The organism is Methylocaldum marinum, assembly GCF_003584645.1.
Taxonomy (GTDB): Bacteria; Pseudomonadota; Gammaproteobacteria; order Methylococcales; family Methylococcaceae; genus Methylocaldum; species Methylocaldum marinum.
In genome coordinates, this window is sequence record NZ_AP017928.1 from 3,749,693 (window position 1) to 3,767,223 (window position 17,531).

The 17,531-nt window shown below is 56.7% G+C and carries 16 protein-coding genes; 1 reads left to right on the top strand and 15 read right to left on the bottom strand.

What is annotated here, in order from left to right; genetic code table 11:
- Positions 1–504: 504 nt before the first annotated feature.
- From sS8_RS16595 to sS8_RS16635, 9 genes are all read right to left on the bottom strand, one after another.
- Complete coding sequence (locus sS8_RS16595) at positions 505–1,200, bottom strand: SDR family oxidoreductase (RefSeq protein ID WP_119632854.1); 696 nt, start codon at positions 1,198–1,200, stop codon at positions 505–507.
- 892 nt (positions 1,201–2,092) lie between these two features.
- Complete coding sequence (locus tag sS8_RS16600; protein ID WP_119630577.1) at positions 2,093–3,076, bottom strand: ribose-phosphate diphosphokinase; 984 nt, start codon at positions 3,074–3,076, stop codon at positions 2,093–2,095.
- Positions 3,073–3,738: a dienelactone hydrolase family protein gene (locus sS8_RS29260; protein WP_119630578.1), complete on the bottom strand. Its 666-nt coding sequence runs from the start codon at positions 3,736–3,738 to the stop codon at positions 3,073–3,075. The genes sS8_RS16600 and sS8_RS29260 overlap by 4 nt, the downstream gene beginning before the upstream one ends.
- Before the next feature lie 27 nt (positions 3,739–3,765).
- A complete protein-coding gene (locus sS8_RS29265; RefSeq protein ID WP_119630580.1) occupies positions 3,766–4,422 on the bottom strand; it encodes a phosphoribosyltransferase in 657 nt (218 codons plus the stop codon).
- A gap of 63 nt (positions 4,423–4,485) precedes the next feature.
- On the bottom strand, positions 4,486–4,683 hold the full coding sequence (locus sS8_RS16615; protein ID WP_119630582.1) for a hypothetical protein: 198 nt from the start codon (positions 4,681–4,683) through the stop codon (positions 4,486–4,488).
- Positions 4,684–4,702: 19 nt separating this feature from the next.
- The gene (locus sS8_RS16620; protein ID WP_119630584.1) at positions 4,703–5,224 is read right to left on the bottom strand and encodes a type 1 glutamine amidotransferase domain-containing protein; all 522 of its coding nucleotides are present in this window, start codon (positions 5,222–5,224) and stop codon (positions 4,703–4,705) included.
- An 18-nt stretch (positions 5,225–5,242) separates the two neighbouring features.
- Complete coding sequence (locus sS8_RS16625; protein WP_119630586.1) at positions 5,243–6,001, bottom strand: BON domain-containing protein; 759 nt, start codon at positions 5,999–6,001, stop codon at positions 5,243–5,245.
- Between the two features lie 381 nt (positions 6,002–6,382).
- A complete protein-coding gene (locus tag sS8_RS16630) occupies positions 6,383–6,580 on the bottom strand; it encodes a nucleotidyltransferase family protein (RefSeq protein WP_456299271.1) in 198 nt (65 codons plus the stop codon).
- Positions 6,581–6,980: 400 nt separating this feature from the next.
- Entirely contained in the window at positions 6,981–9,239 is a 2,259-nt protein-coding gene (locus sS8_RS16635) for a DNA phosphorothioation-associated putative methyltransferase (protein ID WP_197716545.1), read from the bottom strand.
- Positions 9,240–9,447: 208 nt separating this feature from the next.
- Between sS8_RS16635 and sS8_RS16640 the strand changes: the two genes are divergently transcribed.
- Positions 9,448–10,476, top strand: coding sequence for an HNH endonuclease family protein (locus sS8_RS16640; protein WP_119630590.1), 1,029 nt, complete (start codon positions 9,448–9,450; stop codon positions 10,474–10,476).
- Here sS8_RS16640 and sS8_RS16645 read toward each other — a convergent pair.
- The 6 genes from sS8_RS16645 to sS8_RS16665 form a co-directional block, all read right to left on the bottom strand.
- Positions 10,466–11,053 carry a class I SAM-dependent methyltransferase gene (locus tag sS8_RS16645; protein ID WP_119630592.1) on the bottom strand — a complete coding sequence of 196 codons (588 nt, stop codon included), beginning with the start codon at positions 11,051–11,053 and terminating at the stop codon, positions 10,466–10,468. The genes sS8_RS16640 and sS8_RS16645 overlap by 11 nt on opposite strands.
- A gap of 307 nt (positions 11,054–11,360) precedes the next feature.
- On the bottom strand, positions 11,361–12,311 hold the full coding sequence (locus sS8_RS16650) for an IS1595 family transposase (protein WP_119630594.1): 951 nt from the start codon (positions 12,309–12,311) through the stop codon (positions 11,361–11,363).
- Positions 12,312–12,391: 80 nt separating this feature from the next.
- A complete protein-coding gene (locus sS8_RS27700) occupies positions 12,392–12,640 on the bottom strand; it encodes a hypothetical protein (RefSeq protein WP_145986568.1) in 249 nt (82 codons plus the stop codon).
- A gap of 4 nt (positions 12,641–12,644) precedes the next feature.
- Positions 12,645–15,053: a hypothetical protein gene (locus sS8_RS16655; protein ID WP_119630596.1), complete on the bottom strand. Its 2,409-nt coding sequence runs from the start codon at positions 15,051–15,053 to the stop codon at positions 12,645–12,647.
- The gene (locus sS8_RS16660) at positions 15,050–15,943 is read right to left on the bottom strand and encodes a DUF4007 family protein (protein WP_197716546.1); all 894 of its coding nucleotides are present in this window, start codon (positions 15,941–15,943) and stop codon (positions 15,050–15,052) included. The genes sS8_RS16655 and sS8_RS16660 overlap by 4 nt, the downstream gene beginning before the upstream one ends.
- A 6-nt stretch (positions 15,944–15,949) precedes the next feature.
- Positions 15,950–17,116 (bottom strand): cysteine desulfurase family protein, encoded by a 1,167-nt coding sequence (locus tag sS8_RS16665; RefSeq protein ID WP_170161121.1) that lies wholly within the window; start codon positions 17,114–17,116, stop codon positions 15,950–15,952.
- Between the last annotated feature and the right edge of the window lie 415 nt (positions 17,117–17,531).

Below are 17,531 nucleotides of genomic sequence, written 5' to 3' on the forward strand. Positions count from 1 at the left end.
GAACGTCGGGAAAGGATTCCCGACCTACAGGGTGGCACGGTCGTAGGTCGGCAATCCCTTGCCGACGCAGACGCTCGATTGGGGCGCGGCGTCGGGAAAGGATTCCCGACCTACAGGGTGGCACGGTCGTAGGTCGGCAATCCCTTGCCGACAAAGCCGCTTGATCGGAGCACGGTATCGGGAAAGGATTCCCGACCTACAGAGTGGTACGGTCGTAGGTCGGCAATCCCTTGCCGACAAAGCCGCTTGATCGGAGCACGGCGTCGGGAAAGGATTCCCGACCTACAGGGTGCACGGTCGTAGGTCGGCAATCCCTTGCCGACAAAGCCGCTTGATCGGAGCACGGTATCGGGAAAGGATTCCCGACCTACTGGGTGCACGGTCGTAGGTCGGCAATCCCTTGCCGACACCCCCCGGCAAGTCCGCTCAATGAGCGGTTCGTATGCCGTAGGACTTTCCTGAATGGACTTAGAGGAGCCGTGGCCTGCCCTGGGTAGGCGTTTCCTACCAGGGAATCTCGGTGCCGTTATAGCGAAAGAAGCGGCCGGTGTCCGCCAATGTGAACTCATCAACGAGTCGGCGCATGCCCTGAACGCTTTGTTCGGGCGACAACGGCGCGCCGGGCCCGCCCATTCGTGTTTGCACCCAGCCGGGATGCAACAAAAGAACTCCGATGTTCAAGGGCTTAAACTCCAGCGACAGTCCCTTCATCACCGCGTTCAGCGCGGCTTTGCTGGATCGGTAAAAGTAACTGCCGGGGCCGTCGATTTCGGCGATCGAGCCCATGTGGCTGCTGATTGCGACCACCAGGCGTTTATCGCTACTGGCCAGCAATTCGACAAACGCCTTGGCCATGCGCAGCGGAGCCATGGCGTTGACCTGGAAGGTGTAGGCCCAGTCCTCGAAATTGAGGGGCGCATTCAGAGGCAGGAATTTCTCCGGATAGACCCCGGCGTTGTTGAGCAGGATATCGATGGGCGTTTCCCTCAGCTCCTCGGCCAGGGCAACGATTTGGCCGGCGTTCGTCACGTCCAGCCGGTGGAGGCGCACGGACCGAAATTGATCCGCCAGCTTCGCCAAGTCATCGGCCTCCTCCGGATATCGGCAGGTGGCAATAACCCGCCATCCGGCGCCGGCGCATTGGCGCGCCCACTCCAATCCCAATCCGCGGTTGCTGCCGGTAATGAGAACGCTGGTCATAACAGTTGAAGCTCCCGAGTCGTCGTAGAAATCCCGATGATTCGGTTCTATCGGTACTGAGACCGACAAACCCCGATGCAAGTTCGCGATCGCCACCGTGATCGGATTCGCCGGCCCGAACAAATCCATGGTGCCCGAGCAGGCCTATTAACCCGGCCTATAAACATAGGCCGGGTTAATCCGGGGCAGGGATGCCCCGGCGCGGCGACAATCCGCGTGAGCCAAGGCCGGGCGTGTACCGGCCTTGGCGGCGGCCCGTAAATACCAGGAGGGTATTTACGGGCCTGATTAATAATGTTGATTATGGCCAAATTTCGGTTGCGCAGCGGCCGGAGCAGCCGTCTCGAACATTAACCGCCACGGAAAAGGCGAGAATCGGGAGCCGGCACGTAAAGGCGGTCGCAAGGACGGCGAACATTAGCCCGAAGCCGATTTGGATAGCCACCGGCTGGTCCGCAGGACGAGCAATCCCTGCCGGCGTGACGGATTATTAATCCGGCCCTTAAATACCCTATTGATTCCGTTCGGGCTGAGCTTGTCGAAGCCCCAAGCCGAGTGCCATTCGACAAGCTCAGGGCGAACGTTATTTTGGGCCGGGTCAATAACCGAGCTCCCAATAGTCGAGAAAGTAAGGCCACAAGAGCCCCCTCACCTTCCGGGACACATCGGCGCGACGAGCGGCAGGCAGGGATGGGCTGCCCCGGACTCGCGAGCCAAGGGGGACAGCGTCGCGTGGCGAGTCCGCTTTGCACGCGTGAGCGCCGCTTGCGGCTCCGCACAGGGAATACGCGGCGTGATTGGCTGGGGTGAGGGCGATTCGAACAGGGTTTTACTTTGCCATACGCACAGCAACCCAACGGCATTGGCTGCCGGGCGGCTTTCGCCCGCGCTTTCAGTCCCCCATCAAGCGACTGACGGAACCGTTGCTGCGGATCTGCCGGATGGCTTCCGCGAACAGCGGGGCAATCGGGATAAGGGTCAGCTTATCCTGAATCGTTTCGCGACTTAGCCTGAACGGCGGAACGCTGTCGGTGATTGCGAGACTATCCAGGGCGGGATCGGCCACGACCTTCGCAGCCTCGCCCACGAATAGCCCGTGGGTGACGGCGGCGTGCACAGCGATCGCCCCCTGTTCGCGGCAGGCGTGCGCGGCACGCGCCACCGTGCCGCCGGTGCTGATCAGATCGTCGACGATAAGAACGGTCTTGCCGCATACGTTGCCGACCACGGCTGCGCCGCTAACGGCTTCATCGCTGCGGTATTTCTCCATCAGCGCACTGCCGACGCCGGTACCGAGCCGCCGGGCCAGTTTGCGGCGAAAACGTTCCGCCCGTTTCAGCCCGCCCACGTCGGGCGAGACGACCACCACCTCGCCCTGGAGTCTTCCCGCGAAATGATCGACCAATAGCGGCCCGGCTTCGAGATGGTCGGTACGGCAACGGAAGGCATTCTGAAAGCCCGCGAGATCGTGCACGTCGAGGGTGATGACCCGGTCCGTTCCCGCCGCTTCGAAAAGTTGCGCCACATAACGCAAGGTCACAGGTTCGCGGGGACGGGTCTTCCGGTCTGCCCGCGCGTAGGCGAGATACGGTACGACTGCCGTCACGCAGGCCGCGGAAGCGTCCTTAAGCGCGCCGATGAAGAACCACAGGCGGCACAGCTTGTCGTTGACGGATTTGCCGGGCTCGTCGTACAGCGACTGCACCACGAAGACGTCGCAGCCCCGCACGCTCTCGGCCGGATACGCCTTATGCTCGCCGTCCTCGAAGCCTGTTTCCTCGACTTCGGCCAGAACCGAACCCATTGCCCGGGCGATGTCATCGCCCAGCACCCGGCTTTCGCTCAGGGCGAACATGCGCAGCGGACCGCGGTTCATCGCCGCAGATACTCCAGAAACCAGTCGCGGGCGAGCTCTTGAACCTTTTCCAGCGTGCCGGGCTCCTCGAACAGATGGGTTGCGCCGGGCACGATCTCCAACCGATTCACCGCATTCATGCGCTCGGCCGCGAGCCGGTTGAGCTCGATCACCACATCGTCGTAGCCGCCGACGATCAGGAGCGTGGGCGCGAGCACCTCGGGCAAACGCTCCTCCGCCAGATCCGGCCGGCCACCCCGCGATACCACGGCCGCCACCGATTCGGGACGCTCGGCCGCCGCCCGCAGTGCCGCGGCGGCACCGGTGCTGGCGCCGAACAGCCCGATCGGAAGGTCGGCCGTCAGCGCATATTGGCTGACCCAATCGATCGTTCCCACCAGACGCTCGCTCAGGAGGTCGATGTCGAAACGGAATTGACGGGTGTACTGGTCGACCTCGTGTTCTTCGGCGGTAAGGAGATCGAACAGAAAGGTCGCCAGGTCGGCGCGATTGAGATAGTCGGCAACGGCGCGGTTACGCGGACTGAACCGGCTGCTTCCGCTGCCGTGGGCGAAGACCACGAGTCCCAGCGGCCTGTCGGGAAGGAACAGCGAGCCGGACAGCGTCGCCCCCGCGGGACCGGCCTGAAATTCGATGGCATCGGTGGGTGTAGCATGGTCCATAATCCGAACTCCCTGCTAAAGGTTTGCTCAATCCGGTGACTCGCCCCAGGATTGCGCCAGGATCTCCCGAACGTCGTCATCCGTGGTTTGAGAAAAGTCGCGGTATCCCTGGCCGACCGCGAAGAAGGGCTCGGGCGTGGTCAGACAGACCACCTCGTCGACTTCGCTGCGCAAACGTTCCACCGTATCCGACGGCGCCAGCGGCACGGCAACCACGATGCAGGCCGGGTTTAGCCGGCGTAGGGCCGCCAGGCCCGCGCGCATGGTTGCTCCGGTGGCGATGCCGTCGTCCACCACGATGATGCAGCGGTTCTCCATCTCGGGATACGGGCGATCGCCCCGGTAAAGTCGTTCGCGGCGCGCCAGCTCCTGCCGCTCGTTCGCGGCGACCCGCTCGATGGTTTCGTCGCTGATCCGGTAGATCGACACCACATCCGGGTTCAGCACGGAAGCGCCCCCGCTGGCGATCGCTCCCATGGCCAACTCGGGATTGCCCGGAGTCCCCAGCTTGCGCACGATCAACAAGTCCAGGGGCGCGTTCAGGGCGCGGGCAACTTCGTACGCTACCGGCACCCCGCCCCGGGGCAGGGCGAGTACGAGGAGGTCGGAACGGCCCGCGTAAGCCCCCAAAGCCTGCGCCAATTGGCGTCCGGCATCCGTACGGTCGTCAAAAAGCTTTTCCATAGAATTTCCCGCGTCGGCTCAAAGCACCGGGTGTCGCTCCCGAACCCGGCTTGTGTGTCCGTTTTAAGGTATCTCCGGGCGTCCGTTGCCGCGCCACTCGCTCAGTTGCTCCACGCCCGCCCGGAGCTTTTCCCGTAGTGCCTCGATCCGCTCCTTGTGTTCGAGCCGGGTTGCGGGCCACGCTTCCAGCCGGTCGAGTTCGGCTTGCCACTCCTCCATTTGCATCCGGAGTTCCTGTAGCTGGACGGGTTCGATACTCATGTCTGTTTCCGCTGATTCTTCATTTCTCAGGAGAAGCCCTGCTTTTCAGGCGTTTCATGAACTCCCGCATGAACGCCGGGAGGTCCGAGGGTTGTCTCGATGTCACCAGGTTGCCGTCCACCACGACTTCGCGGTCTTCATAATGTGCCCCGGCCTGCTTCAATTCCTCGGCGACCGTGCGATAACAGGTGGCGTGCCGGTTCTTCAGTACACCGGCCGAAGCCAGAATCTGCGGGCCGTGGCAAATGGCCGCCACGGGACTCTCGTTTTGCATGAAGGTCTCGGCGATCGCCAGGGCCGATACCTCCTCCCGCAGCGCGGCCGGCGCTTTGCCGCCGGGGAGCAGGAGAACGTCGTAATCCCCGGGGACGATTTCCGAAAGTGTTTTGTCGACGGTTACTTCGTAACCGTGTTTGCCGATGATTTTTCCGGCTTTGTCGGAGCCGATCTCGACCGGAATGCCTTCCTCTTTCAGCCGGTAATAAGGAACAAGCAGTTCGGCATCCTCGAAATAATCCGAGCTGAGTATGAGGACTTTCATCGCACTCCCCTCCTGGCTCTAATGAATCGCTTCCCCCCGTTCTTCGGAAGCGGGCTGCCGAGCAGTCTCCGCACCGGGGCGGGGCGACTGGATTGCTTCGACATGGTGGCCTTCCGCGACGCCGGCTGCACCTGTGAGCGGTCGATTGGTGAGTGCCCGAAGGAGCAGGCTGGAACCCGCCAGGCCCAGAACGGCGGTGAACGGGCTGGCATGCCGAAGGGCATTGATCGCCAGCGTGGTTCCGGTTGCGCCGGCGATCAGCCGGGTAGCGGGCGCCCAGTTCGTCTGCAGGATGTCCGGGCGTATCCGGCGGCGCGGAATGCCGCCCTGAAGTTCGGGGATTTGCTCCGCGGTGTCGTGCAGTTCGAGCCTATCGTCCACACCCCTGACGCCGCGTACCGCGTCCACACACCGGTAGAGCGCCTTGTGTTCGTGCGTCAAAACCGGACCGGATAGCGTCACGAAACCGTCCTGCACCTTGACATCGATGACTTTGGGATGGGAAACCACCCGCCCGAGATTGGACCGGACTCGATCCACCAGCAAATCATCTGGAACAGGCCCCGCGGTCAACCAGCCATTCAGCTCTGCAACCACGCCGACCGCGCGATTCCGAAGATCGCGCAAAGCCACCTGAAGCGCATCGTCGAGGTGATGCATCTTGCTCGTCGCCTGGTCGCGGAGCGTTGCGCGACGATATCGGCCACGATCGGGATCCAACAAATACATCAACGCAGCGCCCATGGCTGCGCCATACAGTGCCGAGTTCCTTTTCATCGTTCGCTCCTCGGATTGATCTGTGCTGCGATTGTCTGACTAATGAGACTCCTCTCCCGCATCGGAGTTGCACGAAAGGATCGGGCAAATGAAAAAGGCAACTGTCTGCCGAGTATGGCGCCACCGAATGAGGCGAACCTCGGATCAGCAAGGCGTTTCGTTCGGATGGCTTGAAAACCCTCTCGGCCCGGTCCTTTCCCGATATTCGCTCCAAACCGTAACGCCCACGCTACCGCGCTCGCGCCGAACAGCCAAAGGATCGGCGGCTCGGGCACGGCCGGACGGGCGGCCTCGGGGGTAATGGTTACGCTACTGGTCGCGGTTCCGGCCGGGCGCTACATTCCGGACGAGGAATTCATCCGTCAGGCAGGCGGTTCTCGCTCATACCGGCTGGGCTTCCGCAGGCACCTTTGCCCGGACCTTTGGCGCCAGGTCGGCCGGGGTCAAGAGATCAACAAGGACGCCGAGCAGCGATTCCAGCTCGTCCTGCAAACCGCCCAAATCGAACAACGTCGCGTCGGGCAACGCATCCACCATCAGATCGAGGTCGCTGCCGTCCCGGTCGGTGCCGTGCAGCACCGAGCCGAAGACGCGCGGGTTCGCCGCTTCGCGGATAGCGCTTCATTTGAGGTTGAGCGCAACGGATGGTCGCATGGGTTTCTTTCTTATCGAAACTCGGTGAGGTGGTATGCCAACGAAAATCGAGCTTCAAGACGCATTTTCGAGGACGTTGCGCCAGGTCAGCCCACTAAAACCACTAAATCCGCCGCTCTCGTCGTCGGGTCGGTTGAGGATAGGGAGCCTCCCCTTGCGGCCTCGTTACCGCCCCTTAAGGAAGCTCTGATTAAGCCTCCAATTCGGAGAAGCGGCCTGTGCAACGGATTGATCTAACAGGCCCTCACCCAACCCTCTCCCAGAGAGGGCTTATTCATGGCTTCCTTCATCTAAAGTCGTGGTGCAACGGCTGAACACCGACAACTCACGCCAACGTGAGTACCAAAAACTCTTCAATGCTCGTAACCTTTGGATACAGACGTCCCGTCGCGGTTGGCAGCATGCGAACGATCTGTCGATCGTGATTCGGCCCATAGCTTACGTGGATCGGCAAGGTGTCTCCATAAAAGTAGAGCCGGTCAAATGGAGTATTCGATACGATCCACTGCGCCACTTCCAGCATGCTCTCGTCCTCAATTATGAAGTCCACGGCGGCACCTAGCCGTTCGCAGATGGGATGGCCGAGGCGATTGAGCTCATGGGCTGCGTGCTGGTCACGCTTAGGATCGATTCGACCTGGAATCTCCTTCGCTAATGCGGGTGAACAAAAGCCATAGGTCAAATGAATCATGCCAAAGTATTCGATGATCGGATCCAGTACGTTCGCCGCCAAATCATACAGGGCGTTGTAACTCTCCGAGCACTGGGGCAGGTTCGCCAATCCAGTTCGCGCCTGTGTCTCGCCGCACTCTATAAGTTGGCGAAAAGTCAGGAATTGGCCGCAAAGATCGTCCAGTTTCGGAACGGTCTGCAATCGCACGAGTCGAAAGCCATCGATGGCCCAGCGGTGGCGCGACAGAATTTCTAGAAATTCATCCGGGCCGGGACCATAGCCGGACAAGTCGAACAGATTAAGCGCATCGAGAGCTTCGTCAAAGGCAACCTGATCCGGATATTGGGGGAATTCTTCGTTGATATAGCGGGACTTGCGATATAAAAGCGGTGGTTTGTGTTCGTCTCCATAAACGAAATAGTCAATGTCCTGCTGGCGCAGTTTAATCTTTACTCGTTCGATCAGCCGCGGCAGCGGCCGGCCCTCAAAGTCGTCATAGCGCATCAGGCTCACTTTGCCGGATCGAATGTGGATCTTCACCAAATCGGCGTTGCGGTAGTCACCATACAGCACTGCGGCACAGCCCACATAGACCCGAAGCAGAGACGGAAGCTGCTCGACCATGCTCACATGCAATTGCAAGGATTCGCCTGGCTCCAGCCAGCCTAAGCCACGTTCAGCAGCCTGGCGGCACACTGTTTCAATAGCCTCCACATTCGCGATCTGGAACAGCAACTCGCGGGCCGAGGTCTGCGCAGCCCCGTAGTCACCAAAAAACAGCTTAATATCGCGCTGCAACCCAGGTTCTAGATGTTTATACGGCTTACGTTGCTCGAACTGATTCAGCGCGAAATAGACTTTCAGATCCCCCACGCGCGAGGTATGGGCGCGTTCAATCGCCTCTAAACCATTGCGAGTCTCGAGGAAGCGCAACGCCCGATTCAAACTTCCGAAGCCTTCTGTGAGTCCTAACAGATCCGATACCTCGGACTTTTCCGGCTTACGGCCGAGGGCGAGCCATTGGTCCCAGAGCCGATCCAGCGGCTCGCGATACGCAGTGTACTTCTCCGCAGCGCGGTCTCTTCGGGGTGTAGGTCGCTGTTCGCGGACCGGTGCAGTAGGGTCGCGCAGGTGATTCCGCCGACTGCTGTAACGATCAACTAGGAAGCGCTGCTCGGCATCTTTGTCTCGGAAAACATAAAGCACACCCGGAGCGACCGGGATCGGTTCCTCGTCGAGTGCCGCTTCGATAAAGGCTTTAATTTCCGCCTGAGTAAAGTATTTCTGGAACGTCCCTCGCTTTGTGAGCACGCCATCCCGAAAACATTCACCATGGACATTGTTCTGATTGGCAAGCATCACGGAGACAACCAAAAGCCGCTCGGCAAGCGAATATGCGCGTATTAGGGCCTCGACGCGCTCGTCGAAGTTCTCAATGACATTGATGACGAAACCCAAATTGACAATGTCCGCCGAACTGATTGGATTATTCGGCGCGTAATAGGGATCCCAACCCGCTGCTTGCAATCCGTTCTCTATGAGTCCACGTACATCGTCGCCGCGCCCACAGCCATAGTCGAATACCCGGTAGCGTCCGTCGAGAAAACCATAGCGCGCAAGCGTCTGTACCGGTGCCGAAAAGCCATAACGGACGAGCGCCGTAAGCTGCCGCGATGCCTGCCAGCCGGCGTGGAGCGGGGCACCTATTCCATCCGGCCCTTCCTCTTCCGATTCATCATTGCCGATCGGAACCAAACTGTGCCCATCGATTCGATAGCCCTTCTCGCGTATCAATGCCAGCCACTGCTGCTGGTAGCCAATACGAGTCGGCTGCTCGAATAACCCGATCGATTCCGCCGCAGCCGTTAAAGCTGCATATTCCGCTCGCCGCGGATGATCTGTTGGGAGCAATAGCTCCTTACGGTGTAGTATTGGAGGGTTTTGAGAGCTCGCCTAGGTGCGATAACTCACAGTTTTGCCCTCTAAGTTCACCAGCCAGCTTTCACTTAAGGCAGGGAATGGATCTTCAGCAAACCCTGGATAGATAAGCAATGCATGATCCGCCGACATAGACACGAATTTGTAAGAACATGACATTTATGCGGGAGACACAATAATAATGTCGAGATTTTACGAATTGGACCCAAGTCTAGAAAACTATTGGAGAGCTATTGTTCTCTTTGGTAGAAATACGGCGTCGTATAAATTTGCGTTGGCTAAGTCTTTATATGATTTACATTCGACCGGAAAAACGCTTATAACCCTAGATGAATTGGCAGAACCTTATGCAAAACACTTGTGCGAAAGGCTAAAAAAACACCCCAAACAGATAACAAGAGATCAAAGTACATTTCTAGATTATCTGCGTTCCTTCAATGAAGGAAAAATAAGCCACGACGAAATGATAAAGCAAACAGTTCGTTACGGCTTCAATAATGTAATTGATGCTTTTCATAACGTGCATGGCCAGGAGGTTGGTGCCCGCTTTTTTACAGATGAACGCAAAACTTCCGGAGGAATTCAGCTTACTGACGAATTTTTCCAGCTTGGAGAACAATTCCAATTTGGAAATTTGCAAGAGGAAACAGAAGCTCGTTGGCGTCTGGTTGAGACTGCTTGGGAAAATAATATATCAAGCAACTTGATGTTAATTGAATATGAAGATATATCGGAGAACCTAATCGGTGTTACCTCAATCAGGAGAAATAGCGTTACTTCTGCTAGGCCAGCTTTGAACGGTTATCAGAAGGGACGTTGCTTTTATTGTTTTAGGGATATTTCAGTTGAGCCAGGAAGCGATGATTTAGCGGACGTGGACCACTTTTTTCCGCACATGCTGAAAAGATGTGATTCGACAAAACCACTTGATGGGGTTGCTAACTTAGTCCTTGCTTGCCAGAATTGCAATCGAGGGGAAAATGGAAAATTTGAACGCTTGCCATCCGTGGAGCTATTGGAGCGGCTCTATAATCGCAATGAATATCTAATTACCTCACATCATCCGTTAAGGGAAACACTAATTGCTCAAACTGGCAATTCTGCTGCCAAGAGGCAAGACTATCTACAAACGGCCTATAATTGTGCTTCGCTTTATGTTGGCATTAAACAGAAATGGCAACCAAAAGCACAGGGAAATCCTATTTTTTGAAAACGAAAGTGTGCCAAAGGTGATTACGGCCAACTTCTAATATCGATTCATAAAATAGCAATTCACCGCCTTCTTTCTCGAATAAGTCTATTGCTTCTTCCTTGGTAATAGTCTCGTAAAGCTTTCCGTTTTCGCGCTTATTAGCATTCCGTGTTCCGCGAAACGAAAGCAGCAAAATTCCGCCCTGACTTAAAATCCTTAAAATGTTCTTCACGGCTGCTTTTAACGACCCATGTTCTAAGTGCATTAACACGGCAGAGCATAGAACGTTGGAATAAGAACCGTCACTAACCCCAGCCAAGTCGGGTAGCGCTATTTGCTGAAAGGTTAATTCTGGGTACCTTTTTCTCGCTTGCTCCAACATTCCAAAAGAAGCGTCTATTCCCATGGCATCAAATCCATTTGTCGCAAGCCAAGCAGTGTCGCGCCCGCTACCACACCCAATATCAAGAGTCTTCCTGTTTGGTATAAAAAATTTTAGAACTAGCTCATATAATCTTTTTGGAGCTAGTCGGTCATGTTGATTTGAAATCTTTTCTGCTTCTTTGTTATATGTTTTTATAGTCAGTACATCCATAAATAATGCGGCGTGGAGCTCATGTTTTTAATTTAAGTATTTTTAGCCATCTTCCTAATATTCAAGACTTGAGATATCTTCATGATTTCCCGCCCTATATGAGTATGCCGATGGTTGAAGCTTAAATAAGGTGTTCGATATTTCCATATGAACAATATCATTTCTAGAATTCCCCAAGCTTTCTCTAATCTGCAAACAGAGACGAGTAAAAGCTAGAATCTCACGCTCCCGCTCAAGTGTCCCACCATATTTCCAGAACTTTACGAGAGCTTCGACAACTTTTGGGTCAGCACAAATACAAACCTGATTAGCGATGAATTTCAGCTAAGCGAAGTTGCCACTCGGGGCGAGGTGGAGTGAATACGGCAGCGTGCGCTAGCCGGCGAAGCAGCGTTTTGAGATCGAAACGCCGATTGAAACGGTATTGGAACTCGGTCAGATACCGCTTGGCGTATTTCTCGAATTTGAACGCGTGATAGGTACCGGAAATCGCGGTCTTCAGGTTACTCAACAACGTGTTAACCCAACGAAACTCAGGATGTTGTGCCGACTGCCGCCCAGAGCCCAGAATCAGGCATTCGTGGCGAGCGACGACGTGCTGCAAGCTCCGAAACCCGCTCAAACCATCGGTGAGTGCATAAGTCGACGGAGCTAAGGCGCGTTGAGCCCACTCCGCAATCGCCTGCTGGGTGAACGGCAGGGGATCGATACGCACAAATAACGGACGTCCGTCATCCGTGGTTTGCACCGCCATCACGAAGGCGACTTTGTTTTCCGACCCTCGTCCCCGTTTCCCCGAGCGCTCACCGCCCAGGTAAGCATCATCGATCTCGACCCGCCCGCTCAACTGCCGATCCGCCTCCCGCTCCGCCATCACCTGGATCAACTTGTGCTTTATCAGCCAGGCGGTGCGATAACACACGCCGAGATGACGCATCAACTCCAAGGCTGAGACATTGTTCTTGGCCTGGGTTAGGAGATACATCGCCAGAAACCAGGTGGTGAGCGGCAGCTTGGTCGCTTCGAAGAGCGTCCCGGCGGTTAACGTCGTTTGCTTTCGGCAGTGTCCGCATTGCCAGTAGGTTCGCTCATTTCGTTTGAATACCGTATGCCGTGCCTCGCCACAGGCTGGGCAACGGAAACCGTCCGGCCAACGCAGAGCTTGTAAGGCCGCTTCGCACTGTGCTTCGGTGCCGTATTGGGTCAGAAACTCGGCCAACGACAATCCCTTTTGAAATTGCACTTGGTTCATTGACATGGGACACCTCTCTTGTGATCGATGTCCATAGTCTAAAGCCTCTACTCGCTCACCACGTGAGCCTGTGCTGAACTTTCTCGCTAATCAGGAATACAAATGCGTATTTTAGCGTCATTTAGCGCGGCAAGTTCTTCAATTTCATCAGCCGTGCGGCCTACCCGCCGCGCGGAAACTAAACGCGATGCCGCATTAATAAAGTCTACATAGGCCTTGAGGCGGAACTCAGCTAATTCGTCGCGTTGCTTTCGCTTTATTGAAAATACATGAGTAAGCAAAACACCAAGAACCCCTCCGACGAGTGAAGATAATGCCACAACAATCGCTGACATATATTTATGCGTGGATATTTAGATGCTTGAATGAAGCGCACAACTGTGGAATGTAAAAAAGCATCCGCTCCGCTTCGTCTAATCCCTCAAATGGTTCAGGCAAAAGTTTTCCGGAAACCTGACGCTCGCCGCTGTCGCCCAGCGCTCGTGTGATGGCCTCCCACACCGGCCCGACTCGGCAAGAATCGTGGGCCGGCTCGGGCGGATAAAACCCGCGTTTGCCCGCCTGGTTGCGATGCAAACCGCTTTCTTTCAGCAACGAGAGATACAGGCTCTTTTCGGCGGGGGTCTTGGCGATGCCCAAGTCGTCCTGATCGGGCGCGGTCAACATGGCGGCGAGTAACCGCTTGCGTCCGGTGTTGGCGCTAGGCGAAGGCTGGTCACGGTTGATGAGTTCGTTGCGGAACAGCGGGGCTTGCGGGTAGACGATCTCCTCTACCCAATGGGAAAGCAAGTGTTGCAAGTGACAGCGGTTATTCACCAAGCGTTCTTTACCGCCCCAAAACCAACGCAAAGAATCCGCTTCCGGTTCATCGAGTAGGGCACGGATCAAGCGCAGTGCCTCGGCTTCGGCGTTGTCTAGCCAAACGCGATGTTCGCGTTGAGCCACGGGATCACGGTGCAGCACGGCATGGCGGTTGGGTAAGTCCCTGAGGGCCATCCATTCGGCGACAGCGTCGCGTAGACGCTCGTTTGATTCGCAAACGGCTACCACCGTCAGCGGAGGGAACATTTTAGGGTTTAGTGATTCCTGATATTCGGCAAGATAGAACCACAGGGTCAGTCCACCGTCCGTTTTCGGCGGCCAGCGCAAGCGGGAAGTAAAAACCGGGGTGAAGCTGCGCAAGCTGCCGGTGGTGATGGTGACACGGCGGGCAACGATGGGCTTGAGCGGGGCCAGTGCGTTCAACATCTCGTCCAGCGGTAATGCGGCATACTCGGCAGTAGCCTGCCGTACAGCTCCAGCGAGATCGAAATCGCTGCCCTGCCAAACCCGGTATTCCTGGTTAAACTGGCGAAGGTGAATGGCTGATACGCTTTCCAGCTGGGGCAGCAACTCATCGGTAGCTTCGCCGAACAAGGCCCGAAGCAAGCTTCGACTTGCTTTTAGCCCGCGTTGAGCGCCAATTAGGTTGAGCAAACCGATCGTTTTCAATAAACGCGCGGCAGGGCTGTCCTGATCGCCATCGAACCGTTCCAGTACGGTGGCGACTTCGATCCAGCGATGATGCGCCAGCGGGTCGGAAAATCCGCCCGCCGGATTGAGCATGAAGTAGTCGTACAACTGCCACGGCTCGATCCATTCGCCCAGTCTCATCCGGCTCAGCCTCCCGCGTAGGCCAAACGGCTCGCCGCTGCCGAGATAGGAAAACAGCGTGCGCTCGTTTTGCGCGGCCTTTTGGCATAACACCGGCAGAATCAATAGAGTCAGCGGATGCAATGGATAGCAGCGCCGAAACAGCTTGCGGGCCTGAGCCTCATCTAGCCCCGGTGGCAGCGCTCCTTCCACCGCCAGGAGTCTAGTCCAATCTTCCAGGGCATCAACTACCTTGTCGGGCAGTGCCCCACCCTGGCGTTCGAAGGCGGCGGCGACGATGCGGAGAGATTGTTCGGGAGGTTCGAGAAACGCCAATGCGGCGAAGCGCCCTTGCACCTTCTGCCACTCTTCGCGGAGTTGTTTACCCAGCCGGTGGCTGTAATGCTCAAAGGCTTGGTGCAGCATCACGACCAGATGTAACGGGGCGCGGTGAGCGGAGTAGGCATGCTCGGCCAGCAGTTGCAGCAAGTGGATTTCCCGGTGCTGGGGATGGAAGGATTCGTATTCCAGAAACTTTCCCAATTCGTCGATTTCCACCAGCACGCCGCTACCGCCTGCGTTTGCCCAGTCGCTCTGCGCCCGCCGGAACAGCGCCAATACACGATCCAGCGATGTGCCGGCCTTGGCGGCCGTGCGGCAGTCTGACGCGAGCGTTTCCGACAGCCCGGCTTGCTCGACAGCCGCTGCCAAGGCCGATAACAGCTGCCGAACAAGCGAGTCGGGAGTGCCATTGACTTGTACTCGCAAGAAACCACGGCGCCCTTCCAACGCTTGTGAGAAACGTTTTGCCAGTGCCGAATCAGCGGCACCAAGAATATCGGCGGCGATTTGCCGCGCTTCATCCAATTCCGGCGACAGCAAGGCGCTCAGGAACAACGCAAAAGCCGATTTGCCTGAGCCATAGGGGCCAATCAACGCCAACGCGCGCTCACAGGCAGTGTAATTCAGGCTGTCAGCAATCTGGGTTAATGCTTGTATGGCTCGCGACGTAGGCAAATAGGCGCGTACCAAATCCAAGTTTCCGGCATCCCGCGCCAGATTGATCGAGCGGGTATAGGTAGACTTGATCCGAATCCATTGATCCAGGCCGCTCATGCCGCGCCTCCCTGGTAGTGGTTACGCAGCACATCCAGGGAACCGGGCGCACGCTGACTCCGGTAGATCTGATGTACCCCGGCGGTATCACGTAACTCATAGACGTGTGGGTAGCGGTCCATTACCTTGTTTAAGGCGGCCATCAGCCCTTCTTCGCTCAGTCGGAACACGGCGCCCGGCGCCGCCCAACCATCATTGCTGTACAGCACGGCGCGCACGGGCAGTGCAGGTTGCTGCGGATCAGCCTCGAAGCGCTGCGCCAGCGCGAAATGCAGGGCCACCGGCGGCAGAAAGGGGCGCATGATTCGGAGGCAACGATAGCCGCCGCCGCTTTCGGGTTCGATTAACTGCAAAGGCGCCAGCGGGGAATCGAGATGCTCATCATTGCGTCCGGCCTCCGGGGCATACAGGCGCAGCAAGGTGGAAACGTCGGATTTCAGGGTGCTTTCCGAACGACCGGGTTTGATCTCCTGCTCGACGAATTCGCCGAGTGCTCGCAGAACTTCGTTGTGGTAAAACCGGGGCAGCACATAGTGGTTAAAAAACCAATAAATACCGGTAGCCCCTTCGGCATTGGAAGCGAGCAGCCAGTGGATGATCCACAATGTGGCTTCGTCCTCCAAGTAGCGATCCCCGCCCTCGCCCAGCAATGTCTCCCCTAATTCCGTCGGTCGGGCTATTCCATCGTCGAAAACCACTATGCCAGTGGCTTGTAGCCAATATTGAATGGCGTTGACCATGTTGCGTCCGACTCCCAGCGTCACCATGGCCTGCTCAGGCCGGCTGAAACAATCCGGTTCGGCTTTTACCGCTTCAAAACCCTTGGTCAACCAGCTGTAACGTAGCGGGAAGGTTTCGTGGCGGCCAAACGTGGTTTTTTGTCTATTCAATCTCACCTAATCCAACTCCCTCATGCGGCGCACTGCCGCAACGATTCGCTCCACGGCGGCGGACACCTCCGCCAACGTGTGATCGCGACTAAAACTTAAGCGAACCGCGCCATAGAGCGCCTCACCTTCGATCCCCATAGCCCGTAATACATAGGAAGGCTCGACCGCGCCCGACGAGCAGCCCGAACCGGAAGAGATTGCAAGATCCGTGGCTAATTGATTAATCAGGGCGTCGCTGCCGACGTGTTCGATGGAGAAATTGACGATGTACGGTGAACTACGTCCGGGATCGCCATGCACCTGCACCGGTAGGTGTCTGCCTAGCTGCTCCAAGAAGTAATTTTTGAGCGCACAGACATGGGTTAAATCGGCTTCGCGCCGCTTCGCAGCGAGGGAAAGCGCCGCGCTCAATCCGACGATTTGATGTGTCGCTAAGGTACCTGGTCGCAAGCCGTATTCCTGTCCCCCACCATACATCAGCGGCGCTAGGCGCAATTGGCGGCGGTTGCGGACGACCAGGCAACCAACTCCCTTTGGTCCGTGAAATTTATGGGCCGACAGCGCAAGCAAATCAATAGGTATCTGTTGTAGATCAATGGCGAATTTACCAGCCGCCTGGGCCGCATCGACGTGAAAGAGCACCCCCGCCTCCGCCGCAACCTCCGCTACCTCGGCGATAGGTTGCATCACGCCCGTCTCGTTATTCGTGTGCATCAAGGAAACCAAGAGGGTTTCGGGTCGGAGTGCGCCCTCAACGGCCTCAGGCTCAACCCATCCCCGGCTGTTCGGAGCAAGATAGGTGATCTGGTATCCCTTACGCTGCAACATAGCGCAGCATTCCAATACTGCTTTGTGTTCAATGGCCGAAGTCACTATATGGCGTCCATGGCTCCCGTGGGCGAAAGCCACGCCTTGTAGCGCTAAGTTGTTCGCCTCGGTGGCACCGGACGTAAATATGACCTCGTCGGGGTCGCAGCCTAATTCAACGGCGATCTTGGCACGAGCCGAGGCAACAATGTCGGCAGCCACTTGTCCCGGAAGGTGACCTATGGATGAAGGATTAGCATGGCAGCCGTCGCTACCGAGCTGCGCGACCATTTGCTCTCGTACTTCAGGAGCAATAGACGTCGTCGCCGCCGCGTCGAAATACAGGGGCTTTATGGATGCTTTCATGGCAGTTATATCTGCCTTAAGGGGCAGTATTGTTCTTAAGCGAAGATTCGCCTAGTGCAATGTCACTGGCTAATCTGATCTGTCTTCTTATTCTTGTCGTTTGTCAAAGGCAGGGACGAGATCAAGCGACAATCGTCGCCAAACCTAGAGATGATCTTCGACCCTCGGCAGGAATCAGCGCCAAATCCAAGCCGTTTATTTTGAAGCCTTTAAAGCTCTTGTTTAGTAGCAATCTATGGCACCTTCTCCGCCAGTTCCGGTCGATAGGAGTAGTCACACATGTTGTACAAACACCAAAAAGATAGCTTACGAAACATGGAATTCCAACATCTCACGCATACCAACACTTAGAAACAGGTTTTATCGCACCCGTGTCTTTCAATCTAAATGGTTTCTGCGTAGGAGTTTAAAGTTA